This window comes from Bradyrhizobium diazoefficiens USDA 110, assembly GCF_000011365.1.
Classification (GTDB): domain Bacteria; phylum Pseudomonadota; class Alphaproteobacteria; order Rhizobiales; family Xanthobacteraceae; genus Bradyrhizobium; species Bradyrhizobium diazoefficiens.
On the sequence record NC_004463.1, the window covers coordinates 1820397 to 1837457 of the forward strand.

The following is a 17061-nucleotide window of genomic DNA, read 5'->3' on the forward strand; positions in this document are numbered from 1 at the left end:
CGCATCACTGAATTGGACCCGCTCCGCGAACTCCCATACAGGCCGGCGGCATGTAACGGCCGCTTCAGAGGCCGGACACATGTCAGCACCCGATCGCGCGCTCCAGACTCATTCGAAAAGATTCTTCTTGCATCAACGGGGGAGGTTAAACCGGTCGTGGTCGAGGAGCATGCGGCCGGCTAGGATGTCATGGACCGGGCGGCCCGGAGTCTCCTCGTGGAGGAAAACGAACAGAACGCTCTGAAAATCCTCAGTTTTTCCTTGCGGTTGCGCAGTCGCCGCGGTTCAATCCGCGAGCCGAGGGCTGCTTAGATGAAGCTGTTTGGTTATCTTCCGGAGACCCTTTTCAAGCCCTTGTCCGGGCCGAAGAAGCACGTCTATTCGCGCCTGCTAATGCGCCTTTATGAGCGGGTCTATTCCGCGCGCATTCTCGAGACGCCGCTTAGGGAAGAGATCGTTAAGCAGATCGAGATCGGGCTCTCCGAGTTCGGCATCGGATCGATGGGCGACCTCTCGGAAGGCGATCCTGAAGAGGATCAGACCACAAGCCAAGCCCATTACCTAGCCTATTATCGATTGCGCGATACCGGTTGGCTCACGGAGGAAACCGAAAAATGGCGAACCTACGTGGACATGAACCCGGACGCGTTCATGGTCCTCGGGGCGATCTCCGACTTCGGCAACAGCCGCGTCCGCGTCGCAGGCGCGGTGGTCGACGTCAAGAACAACCTGGAGGCCGCGCACCGTGAACCGGAAACGATGGCCCAAGGCTTGGCCAATGCACACGACACGGCATTGCGGTTTGCCCGCAGCATGCGTCGCATCTTGGCCGGAATGCGCGAGATCGAGGACCGCATTTTGGGGAATCCGAACGCGGCGGCCATCCTCCGTACGTTCTTCCAGGACTTCGTCGACGGCCTCCTGATAGCCGACTACAAGCAGCTCAAGACGTCCAACAATCCGTACCGTCATCGCCGCACGATCGCGACGCTCGCCGGCGACATGCTCGCGGATGCCAATCAGCTTGGCAAAATCGCGCGCGCCTTACATCGAGCAGGGTGTCATGGGCGCAGGCTCCACGGTTGCCACGGCAGAGGAACGCGTCGTCGCCGAGCTCGAGAAGATCAAGAGCGTCTTTGAGGACGTCGGCCCCTTCATGGACAAGATCGAAGATTTCCGCGACCGTCTCGAACGCCGCATCCGCACCACCGTCCACTACATGGACGTCATGGGAGAGGGATCCGCTGAGCGGATCGTCCGGCTGATCGAGCAACTCTCGAAGATCGGGCGCGATGAAGTGGAGATCCGTCTTGGGTCGCCGGATGTGGGCCTGCCGATCACATCGCTTGCGCTGTACACGCCACCGCCTCCGAAGGCACCACCGGAGCGGACGCGCTTCAAGGTGCCGAAGCAGGATCCATATCTGCGCGCCTATGTCGAGGCCACGACCGAATTCGACCGGATGGTGCGCGTGTCCGACCAGAGGCTGCTCGAGTTCGCCCGGCGGCAGATGCAGGGCCGCGATGCCGTGTCGTCCGCGGAGATCGAGATCGAGAGCATTCCGGACCTCTTCGCCTACCGGGCGCTCCCGAACCTGGCTGCGGTCGGCCGCTCTGTGCGACTTGGCGAATTCACGATCAGGCTCGACGAGGGGCGCACCGCCAACGACTGGATCGACGTGACCGCCTTCCGGATCGAAAGAACGAGGACCACGGCCGATGCTGCGTGATCTTTCTAAACTCATCGACGACGCGGACTCCGAGGGACACGACGGCGACCAGTTGCAGAAGGAACTGCGGCAGGCGGCACAGTCGCTTTGGCGCGCGCAGTTCATCTATGAGAACGACTGGGGCATGAAGACCTCCTACGAAGTGCTCCGTCGCCACATGGGGTATTTCGAGAATCTGTTCGATGCGCTCGGGTACCGGGTCGTGGGCAGGCCGAACGACGGCTACGTCGGCCTGGTGGCGAACGAGCTGCCCCCTCGTCAGAGCATGAAGCTCGATGAGAGCCTTCTGCTTCTGGTGCTGCGGCTCCACTACGAAGAGGCGTTCACGCGGTTCGAGGCCAAGGAATTCGGCGAGGTTGAGGTCGAGAGCGAGCAGATCCTGCAGATCTACGAAGATCGCACGCATCGCGAGCGTCCGAATTTCGGAAGGGTGAAGGAAATCCTGGCCGGCTTCCGCCAGCGCGGCCTTGTCCGAATCGAGGATCGGGACGACAGGAACTTCACTCTGTTCCTGCGGCCCGCCCTGCCGATCGTGGTCTCCAAGGATACGCTAGGATCCCTCGAAGAGTTCGTGTCGCGCTCCATCCCGGCGACGGCAAAGACCGACGCCGCGAGCGAGGTGCAGGCGTGATCGAACTTCGTCGCATCATCCTGATCGATTGGTACTTGTTCCGGGCGCAGCAGGTCGATTTGCGCGGCATGACCGCCATCATCGGTCCGAACGGTGCGGGTAAATCGGCGATCATCGACGCCGTCCAGACAGTGCTCTCGGGCGCAAGTATGGCCAGCATCCGCTTCAATCCGAGCGCCCAGAGCAATGTCAGGAGCAAGCGGACTCTCCGCGACTACTGCCTCGGCGTTGTCTCGCTCGACGAGAAGGGCGAGCGTTCGGAGCCGACGCGACAGCATGCCTACACCTACATCATCCTGGTCTTCGAGGATCTGGCCGATGGCTCGGCGGTGAGCCTGGGCGTGGCTTTTTCGGCTTCGGCTTCGAGAAGCGACGAGTCCTGCGAGGCGCGCTTCATCGCCAAGGGCGCCATGGCAAAGGACGACATACTCGCGGCGGTCGGCGACGACGAGGTCGAGACACTGCAGTGGCACGCCGTACGCACCGCGTTGCGAGCGCGACATATCGAGGTCGACGATGCGTTCTCAAGCGCTACCGACTTCGTGGCGGAATCGCTCAGAGCTCTATCGCCGGCAGGGTTTCCGCTCGATCCACGGCGCTTCCAGAAGGCATTCCGGAACGCGCTGCTGCTGAAGCCGGTGGACAATCCTACGGATTTCGTCCGGAACTACGTCCTCGACGTTCAGCCTCTCCAGGTCGACAGACTTCGGCTCGGAATCGAACACTGGCGGTCATTGACCCGTCGCATCGAGGAGTTGAGGGCCCAGAGCGCCAGCCTAGCCGGAATCCTTCGCATCGTCGGCCGTGCCGTGGAAAACGAGAAGGTTATCGCAACCAATAGCTGGCAGATCGCGCGCCTGGAATGGGAGAAGTTCTGCCGGGAAGCCAGGCGGCAGGAAGAGGTCATCGCGCAGTTTCGGAGCGTGGCAGGTAAGGCAGAGGTCGAGGCGGCCGCGGCCGCGGCCCGACATGCCGCGCTCGAGGCCGAGCATAAGACCGTCGAGCTGTCGATCAGGACCAGCGACGCCGAACAGCTTGCCCAGATGTACGAGTCGGACAAGGCCGCAGCGCTGAGCCAGCGTGCCAACGCCATGGCGCCGCTCAAGGACATCGAAGGCCTTATCGCGTCGATCAAGAAGGCCGTCGAACTCAATCTGCTGGTTCGTCGTGACGATCTCCTGCATGCGCTGCTGAGCGCGGTCGTAGTCGCTCGGGGAAGGGCGCCACTTTCCGAATGGGACAAGACACTGCCGGGCGACTGGAAAGATAGCGCTTCGCATCTCGACGCGGCGCTGGGCGCCGTGGACCAGGAGAGACTTGCGGCGGTCCGGAAGTCGTTCTCGGACGCTCATTTCACGGCCCGCGTCGCGACCAAGGACCTTCAGGATCGCATCGACCAGATCGACAGCAATCTGAAACGGATGGACCAAGGGCTCAGCCCTATCGAGCGTGGCACCCGGAATCTGATAGATCAGCTTCGTTCGCATGGCATCGAGGCCGAGCCGCTGTGCGATCTGGTGGAAATCCGCGACGACAAATGGCGGATGGCGGCCGAGGCCGTCCTGGGGCGCTCCCGTGAGGCGCTGATCGTCGAGCCCAGTCGGGCCGTCCGAGCCCTGGAGATCTACCGGCAAGGCGGCGAATATTCGTTCCAACACGCCGAAGTCATCAACACGACGAAGACCGACGGTACGCGCCCCGCCGAGAAGGGGTCGTTGGCGCAGATCATCAGCACGGAAAACCGGCATGCCCGGGCTTTCCTCAATTATAGGCTGGGCCGGCTGATGATGGTAGAGACCATGGACAGGATGGTCGCCGCCGAGAACGCCATCACGCCTGACCGGATGATGCAAGGTGGCCGTACGGTTCGAAGGCTTCCCAAACCTGAACACCTCAAGCTCGGGCGTGCCACACAGGGGCAAATGCGTCAGCAGCTCGAGACCGAGCGAAAAGACCTCACGATGCAGCTCGCTGAGCGGGCGCGCGAGGTTGGCCTACTGGAAGAAGAAGCACGGCTGTTCGAGGACATGTTTGCCCGCTTCCAGAAGACGATCGAAGCTGGCCTGACCTGCTCCGAATGCGGAGCCGACTTGGCTGCTTTCGACCGCAAGCTCGCCGAGATCGGCAAAAACATCGAGGATGCCAAGCGGAATCGCGACCCCAAGCTCGTTGCCGATCTGGAGCGTCTCGCGGGTGAAGTGGTGACGGCGGGCCGTAGGAAATTGGAGACGCAGAAGGCCTTTGACGCCGCGAAGAGCGCGCGAGATAAGGCCGAGGGCGCGTACGATGACTACATGCAAAAGAATAGCACCACCGCGCGTGGAGCTCGACGGGACCGTGCACGTCAGATGCGTCAAGATTTCCCGCAATCGACGGCGATGCGTGACTACCGTCCGGAAGTCGCCAGAATGGCGACGGAAGCGATACCGAACCTCATCGACGGGCTGACCGCGGACAGAGAGACTCGCTCTACGACAAGGCGATCCAGCCTGATGCGCGAAATGACCAACGCGATGAACAAGCACGGTCAGGATTTCCATGTCGTGCCGTCGTTCACCGCTGAAGAGGCAACGCCGACGGCAGTAGAGCAGTGGGCGGCGACCGAAAAGGAGCGGCTCGATGGGGACGAGCTAGTCCAGTATGAGGAGCAGTGCCGGAACGCCGCGACCGAGATGACCTCGGCCTTCCGAGACGATCTCCTTCATCGGCTGGATGACGCCTTCATGGGCATTCGAAACACCCTGAAGGAGCTCAATCGCCATCTGGAAGATCGCCAGTTCCACGGGCGGGACTACTACTCGTTCAAAGCGCTCGATGCGCCAACTCATGTCGACATGATCGAGCTCGTCGAAGAATCCCGAAAGCCTGAATTCAACCTGCCGCTCTTCGGCGACCGGAGCGGGGACGCGAATTCCCCGATGATGCGCGCGGTCCGCCAGATCGAGGAGATACTGTCGAATCCAGAGGCGCGGACGGAGGATATCGAGGACCCGCGCAAGTATTTCAATTTCGAGCTCTACATCAAGGATGCCCAGGGTACGATCCGGTCGTCTCTGACGAGCCGCGCGGGCACTGGATCCGGAGGCGAAGGCCAGTTGCCGTTCTACATCGCCATCGGTGCCTCGTTGGCCGCCACATACCAGAACCGGCGAACCGGGGAGAGCGGACTGTCTCTCGCGATCTTCGACGAAGCATTTAATCGGCTGGATACGAAGGCGATCGGCCAGTGCTCGGACTTCATGCGGGCCCTGGGACTCCAAGTCGTGTTGGCCACACCCGACGAAAAGCGTCACGTGTTCATGGAAGTGGTCGACACCGTCGTAAACGTGAATCGGCTGGGCAACCAGGTGATGATCGACACCGAATTCTTGACCGAGAAGGCTCGCGACGCGATCGTTGCTATCGACCCCTACCGCAAGGGCTTCGACGTGTTCAAGTCCGAGCGGATCGCGGCCGAGAAGGCCGAGGCTATCCCGCGGGACCAGGCCGCTGAATGACCGACGTTCGGATGACAGATGCCGGCGTCGAACTGCTCGAACGGCTGCTGGAGCGGAGCGAGCGCAACCCTTATCGCTCGTGGTCAGCTTCTGCAGCTCCAGACTATGACCGGCTTTCGACCGCGCAGCAAATGAGCCGCTTCCATGATCAGATCACCGCGGCCGAAAGGTTCGGTTCTGTCGAGGTGAAATGGGGCAAGAGGGACCAGGGCCATCTGATCGAGCGCGTCGTCGTCCGCGACGCTGAGCTGCTCGCCAGGCATCTCGGCCGCCCGACTGCTCCGGCGACCGCGCAGCGCGTCAGGGACGAATTGCTTCCGGTCGCGGCGACCGGAGAACCGTGGGTCATCACCTTGTTGGACGACATGACGGCTAGGTGGGCCCGCAGCGAGGCGGCTTATCGCCTGACGGCCGGCCAAGTCGATGCAGCCAAGGAGTTCTTCAGCTTGCTGGCGTCCATCTCGCGAGAGGAGGCCAGAGGGCTGGACGCGCGCACCTTCTCTAAAAAGGCGACGAACGACACCAAGGCCTTCGATAGGCACGCTTCGCGGCTTGCCGCGGTTCTCGGTGTCCGGATCGGGCAGCCGGGCGCGGCTGCCGATGTTGTCTGGACGCACATCGGACTCGAGCGGTTCAGCCATCCCATTCATTTGAGGGGGCCTGTCGCCGTTGGGGAGGCTGACGGTCGCCTGGTCGATGGCCGGGCAAGGCCGTTCGCGTCCATTCATCCGGAGATGCTGCAGCAACTCTCGGTCTTGGAGCGTCCGACGACGATCCTAACGATCGAGAACTATGCGAGCTTCAATCGGCAAGTCCGGGAGATCGAGGACGGCAGCCTGATCGTGTATACCGGCGGCTTCCCGGCGGCTGGAGTCGTCGAATTTCTGGCAAAGGTTCTTACGGCAGTGGCGGCCGAGGTGCCGTTCCTTCATTGGGGCGACGTAGACGCCGGCGGCGTGCGAATTTTCAGGTACCTTGAGGAAAACCTGCCGCGTGGGCCGCGACCGCACCTGATGACTAAGGATCTGGCCGAGAAATCGGGCCAGCCGGCGGATGCGGATCCGAGCTTGGCCTCGATCGCAAGGTCCGACAGCGCGCTGCGCGAGTTGGCGGATTGGCTTGCGTTCGGATCGGATGTGCGCCACTTGGAGCAGGAGGCGCTGGATCCGGAGCGCCCATGGGCCGACGTCACCGCCTCATGAATCGTTCGTACGTGTCCTCAAGGGGCGTTCCTTCAGACCACGATTTTGGCTCCGCATCTGCCAGATGGAGCAACGTGTAGGCGGTGTCGTACTTCTCGCTCCGGAACGAATGCTCTTTGACGCGTTGATTGAACCACACTCCGGCAGCGTGATCGACGCCGCTCCGGACTTCCGGCGTGAACTGCTGCTGCGCGACGGCGGATCCGGCTGGAAGCTCCACAGGGCCCCGGCTTGTGCGGATGAAGTTGCCGCTCTTGAAGGCCGCGTCGCTAGACCACGCCCAATTGACGTACCCGTCGATGGAGTTGACAAATACCGCTCGCCTCTCCGTGTACCTGAGCCATCGCAGGACCGCGGCGACCAATGAAACTTCGTAGCGCGTCGCGCAGTTGCCGATCGCGTCGAAGTCTGGCTTGTCTCTCGGCGCGATCTGCTTGCGGAAATCGTCCAACGGCATCAACAGCCATGAGGCGAACTCGTTCGCCTCGCGCTCGACTTCGATCTTCGTTCGGCCATCCACATCGGCTTCGCTTGAATGGATGCCGTTCGGATATTTCTTCCTGTGGAGCAGGAAATGGCCGAATTCATGGGCGATAGTGAACCTTCGCCTTCCCGGCGACTGTCCCTTGCCGTAAGCGATGCCCCAGCGAGTTCTGGATTCGGCTGGGACGAGAGCGCCAGCGAATCCCTCGAGGTCTTCTTCTTCTACCTTCACGATAGGATCGCCGGGAAACATCTGGGCGGTCGTTTCCATGGCGAGCCGGCCGACGTCGAAGCGGTAACGGTTGGGCGGGTTGGCCAGGTTCAACATCTGGTTGAAGTGGTTCGCCCACCTCTGCAGTCCCCAGCCCTCGGAGTTCATGGCTATTTATCCAATGCCTTTGCCAATCGGCGGAGCTGAGCGCGGGCCTCTGGCGACATGGCTTCGTATTCCCGAAAGAATGCCTTGTCCTCGGCCGTTTCCAAATTCTCGGTGGGATCCCCGCCAAGAAGATAGTCGACGGTGACGTTCAAAGCTTTCGCCAAGCCTGCAAGTTTCTCCCCGGAGGGGCGGGGGAGGTCGCGGTTCTCCAGTTCCCAAAGGTAAGATTTGCTCAGACCTGCCTGAGGCGCGAGCTGATCTAACGTCAGTTTTGCCTTCTTCCTCAATGTCTTAATGCGATCTCTGAGCGTCTCAGCCACGCGGTGCACCTTCGCTTTCGCATGTTCGGAGTAGCACCATATCCTGTCCTTGACTGGCAGCAAAGAGTTTTGTATGTTCGGAGTAGACGTACTTAATGTGGCGCGAAAGCAAATCAGATTTTTAGCCTTCCCGCCCAACCTGGAACCTGGACGATGGGCTTCGCCGCCAATGTCACGCGAGAGATCGACCGGTTTCTCCAGCAGTCCTGCCCGCAGCCGGATTTGATCCTGAGCGCGCTGGAGCGCACGGGCCTTTGCTCGGTCCGAGATTACGTGCCGGAGGAGCGTGTATGCGGACGCGGCGATCGGGTCGGCGGGTGCTGGCTGGTGCTCTCCGGGCGTGTCGAGGTCCGTTCTGACGAGCAGAACGTCGCTTTCAGGGATGCCGGAGAACTCATCGGCGAGCAGGGGCTCCTTCATTTCCTCTCCGGGAGGGCTGCCAGCCGCACCGCCGACATCAAGGCCGTCGGGCCCGTGCGGCTGCTGTGCATCGACGCGTCATTTCAGGAAAAGCTGCGGGACGACGAGAAGGTCGCGTGGATGCAGACGTTGGCGGTGGTCATCAACGACAAGCTCGAGCAGGCCACGCGTGCTCGCTCCGAGCTTCGCGGCTTGGCGACGGAACGAGAGCTGCTGCTTCGCCGGTTCGCCGACGGTGACGCGCTCGGTCTCGTCAAGATGGCCGCTGGCGGGGAGGCGCCGCCGGTGCAGAGCCGTCGGGCCATCGTCTATTTCAGCGATCTCGCCAACTTCAGCACCTGGGCCGCAGATAAGCAGCCGATCCAGGTGGCGCGACATCTGCGCGAGCTCGCCAAGATTCAGATCGATGCAATCCGCGATGCCGGTGGCCAGATCGACAAGTTGATGGGTGACGGATTGATGGGCTTCTGGTTCATCGACACGACCGATCGCGAGCGCGCCGAACCGTTGGCTGTGATGCGGTGCTCGACCCTCATCGCCGAGAAGTGCAGCAGCTACTTCGCCGAACATGAACTCGACCTTGCGATCCGCATCGGGCTGCACTGCGGAGACGTGGCGTTCGGCGATTTCGGCGCCGACAACAGGATCGCGGTTACGCTGTTGGGAGCCGCCGTGAACATCGCCGCGCGCTATGAGCAGGCCAAGTCCGCTGAGCTCGGTGGCATCCGCGTGAGCCCTGAATTGCGCGAGCTCATGATCGGATCAGGCGCGAAGCCCGACGGTTTCCGCAAGCCGGTACAGGTGGAAGTGAAGCACGGCGTCTCGCTCGACGTCTATTCGATCAAGGAGTCAGCAGATGTCATGGAATGAAGATCGCGCGAAATCCCGCATTCGCGAGCACGTCAAAACGGTGCCAGCAGTCGACCGCCATGTGGTCCTCGACAGCGCTATCGTGGAGAAGCGCGGGATGCTGAGCCGCATGCCGCTGAGCCAAGCGTTCCTTGTCGAAGGCGCGCATGTGTACGGCGAGCTTTTGGATTTCGAGACTCTGGTCGCCGATCGGGGCCAGGAAACCGAAGCGGCACACCGCCGGCTCCTGGCCTTCTTGCACATGCACTACCGCGTGTGGGATTCGCTTGTCGATGGGGACGATGGCGATCGGGTGGATTACCACGGCGCTCGACTGCACGCCGTCATCACGTCGCCGGCTGGCGACCCGGCCGCTCAGATAGAGCGTGCTGTAGCGCTCGCTCGGAAGCTCACCGAGGCGGCGCAACGGGTTGGTCAAGCCCATGGTTTCCCGTCGCGCATTCGTTTAGGCATCGACCATGGAAAGTGCCTGGCGATGACCACCGGCCGTGGGGCCCATGAGAAGGACACGCTGTTTCTCGGGCGTCCCGCAAATCATGCAGCTAAGCTCGTGGCGGCGGGAACCGAGCAGGGCATCTTTCTGACCGAGACGGCTCAGAAGCGGGTCGCGGCGGGAGCCGTGCGAAAGTCTGCTGGCGTGATGACGCTGGACGAGGCCTACGTTCAGGGGGCGGTGAGGAAGTACGGCTTCGACAGCCTCGACCGGACTGCGTCTGCGGTCGCTCTCGATTCCGCGGAGCCGATGTTTCGGTTCAAGCGTCCGGCGTTGCCGCTGTCCACAGTCAAGTTCAGCGAACTCGCGCCGGCGAATTCGGTCCGCATGGGCATGGCGTCGATCTTTGCGGACATCGATGGGTTCACCAATTTCGTCGACCAGGCAATCCACGGCGGATCCGACAAGATCCGTGAAGCTGTAAAGGTGGTGCACGTGATCAGGGAAGAGCTCAACGCCGTGCTCAAGGAGGACTTCGGCGGCAAGCGCGTGCGCTTCATCGGCGACTGCATTCACGGCTGCGTGGCGGAAGGCGAGCGCGCTGATGACCCGGCAAAGACAGTGCGGCGGGCCGCGTTGTGTGCCGCTGCGATGAGATCGTCCTTCGACCTCTGCTTGGGGATCGTCGGATCGGGAGCTGCAATCGATCTCGCGGTCGGCATCGAGTACGGGCAGACGCCAATGACGCGCCTAGGATCTCGAGGTGACGAGAGCGTGCGCTGCGCAGCGAGCAAGGCGACGATCGAGGCGGAGCGGACGCAGCAGGCCATTGAACACGGCGGAGTTCGCCTCGGCACGGTCGCGTCGAGCGTGGCGGATCAGGCAGTCCGCAAGCACTTCTCGTCCGGCCGGTTGATGTCGTTCGATTCGGCGTCCGATCTGCTTTGGACCGCGCAGGCGCCGGCCGTGCAGATCTTGCGGAATGAACCTGCAGCACGCCCGCATGCGGCACCGAAGAAGCCTTTTCGGGGCTGATTGGCGCAGAGCATGTCCCTGGTCGCGCTCGCTCGCTGCTGTCCGACGTGGGCGGATTTCCGCCCCGTCCATGCGTTTGAGGCGCAGGTGGACGTCGTCGCAACGCGTAGCAGTGGTGCGTTTACCAGGGTCTTCGAGCTAAGGGTCGTGCAGGTTGCAGACCAGATCGCGGTATTTGAGCGGCCAGTGGGCGGCACTTTGCCGGCCTGCTGCCCGGAGCGTCATATCAATCCCGACGGCTCCTTTTGCATCGGACTACGTGCGGGAGACGGCATAACGGGGGCCAGCGCCACTGCTTGGTGGGAAAAGCTGCACGTGTTCATTCTGTGCCAGGAGACCGCAGCAGAAGCCGGATTCTGGCCTGGCGAAGCGCAGCTATCTCACGGTGAAGCCGCCGAGATAGAACTCGCCGCCGAGCGTGCCGCCGACCAGCTCGGGCTACAGTCAGTCTACCGCGAAGCTGTCGCGTTCGGATCGGGACCAATCGCGTCCGGGCTCGCCAAGATCAACCAGAAGACCGGAATGCTGCGGAACGGACGAAGCGCATGTATCTGCGGTCGTACCGATCGGCACCGGCGACCTCTTCTTCGAAGAGAGTGCCATCGTTGTGGTCAGGGCTGTCCGGTCGTGCTCGAGCACTGGAGGCGCATCAAGGTCGCCGAATATTGGCGCGGGCTTCGCGGCCAAGCGTGCTGTGGTACCATGCGCGAATGTCCGTTGAAAAAGGCCGGACCGACTGATGGTACTGCGATCAGCCGAGGAACGGGAGCGTGATCAAGTTCGCCGAACTGACCACGACGGAAGCGGTGAGCACCGCAGAAGCTATTGAGACCCTTCGGCCGTTGCCTTGGGCGAGATTGCTCCTCAACCGGATCGAAGATGGCGGTGGTTTAACCACGGAAAATATGTCCGCGCTGTTCGAGGCGCGCTTCGGACAGGCGCTGCATGACTGCGGCATCACTCCGGTATACGAATATGCGGCGGGGGTCGGTGAGACTAGCGTTGATTTCGCCTGCGGAGTTTGGAACGTCGAACTTCTCTCGTTCGACGAGACAGACGCGGCGAAGGCCGCCTCCTGGGAGGAAGGATCGACCTTCGGCAAGTCGCTCTCTTCGCCTGCGCCGCCAACGGCTGACGAGGCTCAGCTCGACGAGGCGGAGCGGCAGCGCCGAAGTGATCTGCGGAAGCAAAGTCCCGAAGGAGAGACACTGAAGGGGATCGAGAGGATCGTCGGCAAAGCGCAGAATGACGGGCAGCCGTCCAAGTTCCCCGCGCCAGACGGCGCGAGGCGATCAATGCTGGTCGTTGATGCTCGGACTTTCGGACAGATTGATCGTTGGGATTGCCGGCAGATAGCCTATGGTGCGGACGCCGTGCCTGAATGGGCGAGGTATCGATGGATCGCCGATGACGGGCGAGAATTTCCAATTGCCGGCGCGTTTGATGCGCGCAACCGGATGCGGGGTGCGCGGCTCTTTCGAGAGCGAGTCCACTTCCTTGGTATCGTTTCCGAGGAAACCTACGAACGCGAAGAGCTGCAGTATTTCATTCGCTTCTATCACAACCCCGCGCTGTTCGCATCGAAGGAGGATGCGCTCGCAGCATTGCGAACTTTTCCGCTATTCCAGCCGGAAAAGACACGTGCTCGTCGTCCGGATCTGTTTGTCCACGAAGCCTTCGAGGCGCAGGGAGCGACGGTTCAGTTTGGCGTTGTGACCGACGGGAGGATTGTCATCTGCAGAGTCCACGGCGACACTCTTGAAGATATCGAAGAGCGCGGTCTTCGGCCTGGCTCCGAGGAGATGGTTCAAGCATTTGATCGACACAAGGACCTGCTTCGCCGGCTTGCGCTGGAGAAGGCTAAGCGAGATCTGGTCGAACGCGATGGCACCATTTTTCTGGTACCCAGGGATTTGAGCTTGCTTCCGGTCCGGGCGCCGCGCGCTTAAAATCGAGTCACTCCTAAAGCTTAAAGCTAGGGATCGAGTCACTCTTACCGGGGACTTGAGCTACGCGCACAGCGACCGCCAGGCGCATTTGACGCTGCGCAAAGTCAAAAAGACCCCCCTTGACTCCTTCGCGCTCGCGCCTGGTCGTCAGAAAAAATCAGTCGAAATAACCGTGCAGCATCAGCGGCCTATGAAATCGAGTCACTCTTAAAGGAGGCGATCGAGTCACTCTTATAGAGGAATCGAGTCGCTCTTTCGGTGTCCGCGCACAATTTGAACTCACTGGTGGGCCCGGCAGGACTCGAACCTGCAACCAGACCGTTATGAGCGGCCGGCTCTAACCATTGAGCTACAGGCCCCGCTGCGGGCGACCGCTCAAAGACGGCCGGCAACGGTGCGCGGCCCGTTTACAGGATAGCCGGCATTCCGGCAATGCCAATTGAAAGAGGCGATTGGGTCCCGCTTTGGCGCTCGCGTCGCTTTATCGGAGCAAAGCTGGAGGGGCCCTTAAGACGTACGGGCTGTCAAGCATGGAAGCGCTGAGCTGACCGAGACAGCCCAGCCTTGCGAAACGGAGTTGACACGGCTCAAAGAGATGCAGGCCAAAACTCGCGAGAGCGATCTTCAAATCTAAGGTCGTAAGGTTGTAAGAAAACGGCGCATTGAAAACTACCATACGCGCGTGAATGTAACCGACCATCTCTCGGACCACGGCTCCGTTCTTCTGTTCGACAAACGCCTGGTCGTTCTTGCGGTAAGGCCGGCATTCTAGGCCGGTCATTCCGACAAGATCGATCTCCTCCACGAGGCGTTCGGCCACGGAAGGTCCGATTGTCAGACGTAGACCATCGTCGGTTCGGGCAACGCGGAGTCTGAGGCCTTCGTGCCTATCCATGACATGGGCAAGGCCATGCTCGAGCACTCGGATATTCAGGATTCCGCCGGGCAAGAAGAACAGATCGCCGATGCACGTGGAGGCGAGCAGGCCAAGGGCTACATGGTGGCCTGGGTCATCGATCGCGCCGATGCAGGCGCCACCAGATGACATTGGTGATTCAAACTCATCGGTTCGACGCTGATCGTAAGCGCAGCTCTGCGGCGCTTTAATTGGCGCTTGACGTCTGTTTGATCACGGTGTGTCCTGGCACGGCATCGTCAACTTAATCGACCGCCGAGCCGAAGGAGGCGATTCTCAGAGGTCGAGAGTCGGCGATAGCGCTTGTCATGGAGATCTCGCGCCAAGTCGCAAAGGCTCGCTCGCGCGAAGCACGACGGAAGTCGGCGGTGGCGGCTCCGGGATAGGGGATGTGGAAAAGGTTCGCGACCTGATCGTGAACGGACAGAAACCGTTGAGCCTGACGGGACGATTTGAAGCGCGTCATGATCCGCTCGCGTCGCCGCGTCGGCTGATGAGAATTCTCGGCCCGATTGTTGAGAGCTTTGTGCTGGCGATGTTCGACGTGTAAGCCCATCTTCGCCCTCGCAGCGCCGTACGAACGCAGCTTATCCGTGATCATAACGCGCGGCGGCGTGCCGGCGGATTTCAAGAGCTTCTTCATGAGCCGCTGCGCAACGCGCGAGTTTCTTCGGCGCTGGATCAAGACGTCAGGAACGAAGCCACTCTGGTCGACAGCGCGCCAGAGCCAATGTTGTTCGCCCGCGATCGAGATAACGACTTCGTCCAGATGCCATTTGTCACCGCGAGGGGGAGTGCGCTGGCGGATCCGATCGGAGAACGGCTTGCCGAATTTCCGTCCCCACTGGCGCACGGTTTCATAGGTCACGCCAATGCCACGCGCCGCCAGCATTTCCTCGACCATGCGCAAGCTTAAGGGAAACCGGAAATACAACCAAACGGCATAGCTGATCACTTCCGGTGGGAAGCGATGGCGGCGATAAAGAGGGGCCCGGGCGGTCGGCATGCCGGTCGTCTACCCCATCGGCCACCCCTATTCGTTAACTTGACGGTGCCCTCTGACCTCATCTGGCTCAAGCCGAAAGGCTGCACCGAATCGAAGCCGAACTCCTTCACAAATTGCGCAGATCGCTTCCTCAACATGGTTCAACGCTCGTCAGCTCGACGTAAGCTAAATGTCTTAGAGGCTGCAACGTTCGATGTGGGCCGAGAGGTCGCATAATTTGCTCAGTCCGACAAGGAGCAGGAAATGGATCCCTTTGATGCAGGGCAGGCTCAGCGCGGTAATGGCAGCACCGAATCTTCCGGCCGCGAGGACCGGGAAGGTGAGGAGGCGCAGTGGGTTGGAGTCTTGACCCACGCGGTGCTCGCCGCTGACGATCCGGCAAATCTCGGGGATTCTGCTCCTGCGGAGGGGGGGCACGACCAGATGCTGGAGGAGTGGGCTGCCGAAGAGGGGCAGAACCCGCTCGAGGATCGACAAGAGGCTGTAAGGCGAGTGAATGCTTGGAATCAGGGCGAGCTGAATCTTGCAATGCTGCGCCTCACCAGCCTGCCTCCACTTCCAGCCGGGCTCCACTCGCTCGACGCGTCCTTCAACCGGCTGACCAGTCTGCCCGAGACTCTCCCTGACGCGCTCAATTCGCTCAATGTTAATGGGAATCAGTTGGTCAGCTTGCCCGCGCTTCCGGCCGGGCTCGCCTTGCTGGACGTGTGGAGCAATCGGCTCACCAGCCTGCCTGAGACCCTCCCGGCCGCGCTCGAGGGCCTCAACGTCGGCAACAACCAATTGACGAGCCTGCCCGAGGCCCTCCCGGCCAGGCTCGAAAGCCTTGACGTTAGTGTAAACCAATTGACGAGCCTGCCCGAGACTCTCCCGGCCAGTCTCGGAAGCCTTGACGTTGGTGTAAACCAATTGACGAGCCTGCCCGAGACTCTCCCGACCAGTCTCGGAAGACTTTACCTTAACGATAACCAGCTAACCAGCCTACCCACGGGCTTGCTAACGCAGTTGGGGGCTGCTGCGGAGGTGGTTGTGTCTGGCAATCCGCTGCCCCAGGAGATGCTGATGAACCTGGACACAATCCAAAGTACCGATGGGTATGCCGGCCCGAGGGTCGTCTTTGATTTGTCTGAGACGCACGAAGATCAGTGGGAGGACGCCGCCGTTGCGCCGTTTCCTCTCGAGACAGTAGCTGCGGAGTCTCTTCCCGAGGCAGTAGCGGACTGGCTCAACGGGGATCCGAAGGAGGGCGATCCCGAGGTGGTGGCCAAGTGGCAGAGCTTTGCAGAAGAACCCGGTGCCCAGCAATACGCAGACTTCCTCAACGGGCTGCGGAATACCGTGAACTCTGGGAACGAAGGATTCCAGCAGGGGGTGGCCAATGATCTGCGGCAGGCAGCGGCCAACCCGCAATTGCGCGCGCAGTACTTCCAGCTTGCTCTTGACGCCAACGAGAGCTGCGCGGATCGCAGAACTTTGACCTGGAACGGCATGCAAACCGCGCGCCTGATCGCCAACGTCGAGAACGGGCTCTATGACAATAACGAGGGGGTAGCGGCCCTCGTTGATCTAGGCCGTGTCATGTTCCGCTTGGAGGCACTGGGGGGGATCGCGCGCGAGAAGGTCCAATCGCTCCGCACAGGCGGCACCATCAACAACGTCGACGAAATCGAGGTCTACCTTGCCTATCAGGCCACGCTGCGCGAGCGGCTGGGGCTGCAGCACATCGCCCCGGACATGAACTACTTCTACGACTCTCACCTCACCGAGGAAGACATTGACAGGGCTGAGACGTCTGTGCGGAGCAAGGAGGCGACGGGGTTCGCCGACTATTTGGCGACGGACTGGAAACCTTGGGACGATGTGGTGCTCCGCATTGAACCGGAACACCATGCCACGATGGAGGAAAAGCTCGCCGATGCCTTGGAGGAGGAGTTCCCGGGCCGACTGAAGCAAAAGCTCGTTGAAGCGGGACTGATCGGCGCTGAGGCCGATGTCGTTGCGGATGCCGAGCGGGAGTTCGGACCCCAGGTCAGCAAGGACATCGCTCGCGAGATCAAGGGTGCTCTGAGGGACACGGTGCTCAACAAACGCGGCCTCAGTCTGTGAAGCGGCGTCTGCTGCTTGACCACGCGGTCCTTCATCCAGATCGAAGGATCAAGCAACTGCCTGAGCGAGGTATTGGTTCAACCGC

General features: G+C 61.3%; 14 protein-coding genes and 1 tRNA gene. 11 read left to right on the forward strand and 4 right to left on the reverse strand.

Annotated features, from left to right (window positions below; genetic code table 11):
• Window positions 1-312 precede the first annotated feature (312 nt).
• From BJA_RS43580 to BJA_RS08425, 5 genes are read left to right on the forward strand one after another with little or no spacing between them, the layout of a single operon-like run.
• A complete protein-coding gene (locus BJA_RS43580) occupies window positions 313-1140 on the forward strand; it encodes a Wadjet anti-phage system protein JetA family protein (RefSeq protein ID WP_011084477.1) in 828 nt (275 codons plus the stop codon).
• Window positions 1064-1729, forward strand: a complete 666-nt coding sequence (locus BJA_RS43585) for a Wadjet anti-phage system protein JetA family protein (RefSeq protein WP_038968076.1) — start codon at window positions 1064-1066, stop codon at window positions 1727-1729. Before BJA_RS43580 ends, BJA_RS43585 begins: the two co-directional genes overlap by 77 nt.
• On the forward strand, window positions 1719-2360 hold the full coding sequence (locus BJA_RS08415) for a DUF4194 domain-containing protein (RefSeq protein ID WP_011084479.1): 642 nt from the start codon (window positions 1719-1721) through the stop codon (window positions 2358-2360). Before BJA_RS43585 ends, BJA_RS08415 begins: the two co-directional genes overlap by 11 nt.
• Window positions 2357-5857 carry an SbcC/MukB-like Walker B domain-containing protein gene (locus BJA_RS08420; RefSeq protein WP_011084480.1) on the forward strand — a complete coding sequence of 1167 codons (3501 nt, stop codon included), beginning with the start codon at window positions 2357-2359 and terminating at the stop codon, window positions 5855-5857. The genes BJA_RS08415 and BJA_RS08420 overlap by 4 nt, the downstream gene beginning before the upstream one ends.
• Window positions 5854-7059, forward strand: coding sequence for a Wadjet anti-phage system protein JetD domain-containing protein (locus BJA_RS08425; RefSeq protein ID WP_011084481.1), 1206 nt, complete (start codon window positions 5854-5856; stop codon window positions 7057-7059). Before BJA_RS08420 ends, BJA_RS08425 begins: the two co-directional genes overlap by 4 nt.
• On the opposite strand, the gene BJA_RS08430 is transcribed toward BJA_RS08425, so the two are convergent.
• Complete coding sequence (locus BJA_RS08430; protein ID WP_011084482.1) at window positions 7046-7921, reverse strand: ImmA/IrrE family metallo-endopeptidase; 876 nt, start codon at window positions 7919-7921, stop codon at window positions 7046-7048. The two genes, BJA_RS08425 and BJA_RS08430, sit on opposite strands and share 14 nt — an antisense overlap.
• A 2-nt stretch (window positions 7922-7923) precedes the next feature.
• A complete protein-coding gene (locus BJA_RS08435; RefSeq protein WP_011084483.1) occupies window positions 7924-8250 on the reverse strand; it encodes a helix-turn-helix domain-containing protein in 327 nt (108 codons plus the stop codon).
• A gap of 144 nt (window positions 8251-8394) precedes the next feature.
• On the opposite strand from BJA_RS08435, the gene BJA_RS08440 reads away from it, so the two are divergent.
• The 4 genes from BJA_RS08440 to BJA_RS08455 are packed head-to-tail and all read left to right on the forward strand — an operon-like array spanning window position 8395 to window position 12948.
• Window positions 8395-9531: an adenylate/guanylate cyclase domain-containing protein gene (locus BJA_RS08440; RefSeq protein WP_011084484.1), complete on the forward strand. Its 1137-nt coding sequence runs from the start codon at window positions 8395-8397 to the stop codon at window positions 9529-9531.
• On the forward strand, window positions 9518-10999 hold the full coding sequence (locus BJA_RS08445) for an adenylate/guanylate cyclase domain-containing protein (RefSeq protein ID WP_011084485.1): 1482 nt from the start codon (window positions 9518-9520) through the stop codon (window positions 10997-10999). The genes BJA_RS08440 and BJA_RS08445 overlap by 14 nt, the downstream gene beginning before the upstream one ends.
• Window positions 11000-11011: 12 nt before the next feature.
• The gene (locus tag BJA_RS08450; protein ID WP_011084486.1) at window positions 11012-11773 is read left to right on the forward strand and encodes an E2 domain-containing protein; all 762 of its coding nucleotides are present in this window, start codon (window positions 11012-11014) and stop codon (window positions 11771-11773) included.
• Window positions 11770-12948, forward strand: coding sequence for a DUF1488 domain-containing protein (locus BJA_RS08455; protein ID WP_011084487.1), 1179 nt, complete (start codon window positions 11770-11772; stop codon window positions 12946-12948). The genes BJA_RS08450 and BJA_RS08455 overlap by 4 nt, the downstream gene beginning before the upstream one ends.
• Window positions 12949-13231: 283 nt before the next feature.
• On the opposite strand, the gene BJA_RS08460 is transcribed toward BJA_RS08455, so the two are convergent.
• Window positions 13232-13307, reverse strand: a tRNA-Ile gene (locus tag BJA_RS08460).
• A gap of 524 nt (window positions 13308-13831) precedes the next feature.
• On the opposite strand from BJA_RS08460, the gene BJA_RS08465 reads away from it, so the two are divergent.
• On the forward strand, window positions 13832-13993 hold the full coding sequence (locus tag BJA_RS08465) for a hypothetical protein (protein ID WP_162131541.1): 162 nt from the start codon (window positions 13832-13834) through the stop codon (window positions 13991-13993).
• A gap of 115 nt (window positions 13994-14108) precedes the next feature.
• Here BJA_RS08465 and BJA_RS08470 read toward each other — a convergent pair whose 3' ends face one another.
• On the reverse strand, window positions 14109-14870 hold the full coding sequence (locus BJA_RS08470) for an IS6-like element ISBj7 family transposase (protein ID WP_011084489.1): 762 nt from the start codon (window positions 14868-14870) through the stop codon (window positions 14109-14111).
• Window positions 14871-15113: 243 nt separating this feature from the next.
• Here BJA_RS08470 and BJA_RS08475 point away from each other — a divergent pair, with 243 nt between their 5' ends.
• Entirely contained in the window at window positions 15114-16976 is a 1863-nt protein-coding gene (locus tag BJA_RS08475; protein ID WP_011084490.1) for an NEL-type E3 ubiquitin ligase domain-containing protein, read from the forward strand.
• Window positions 16977-17061 lie beyond the last annotated feature (85 nt).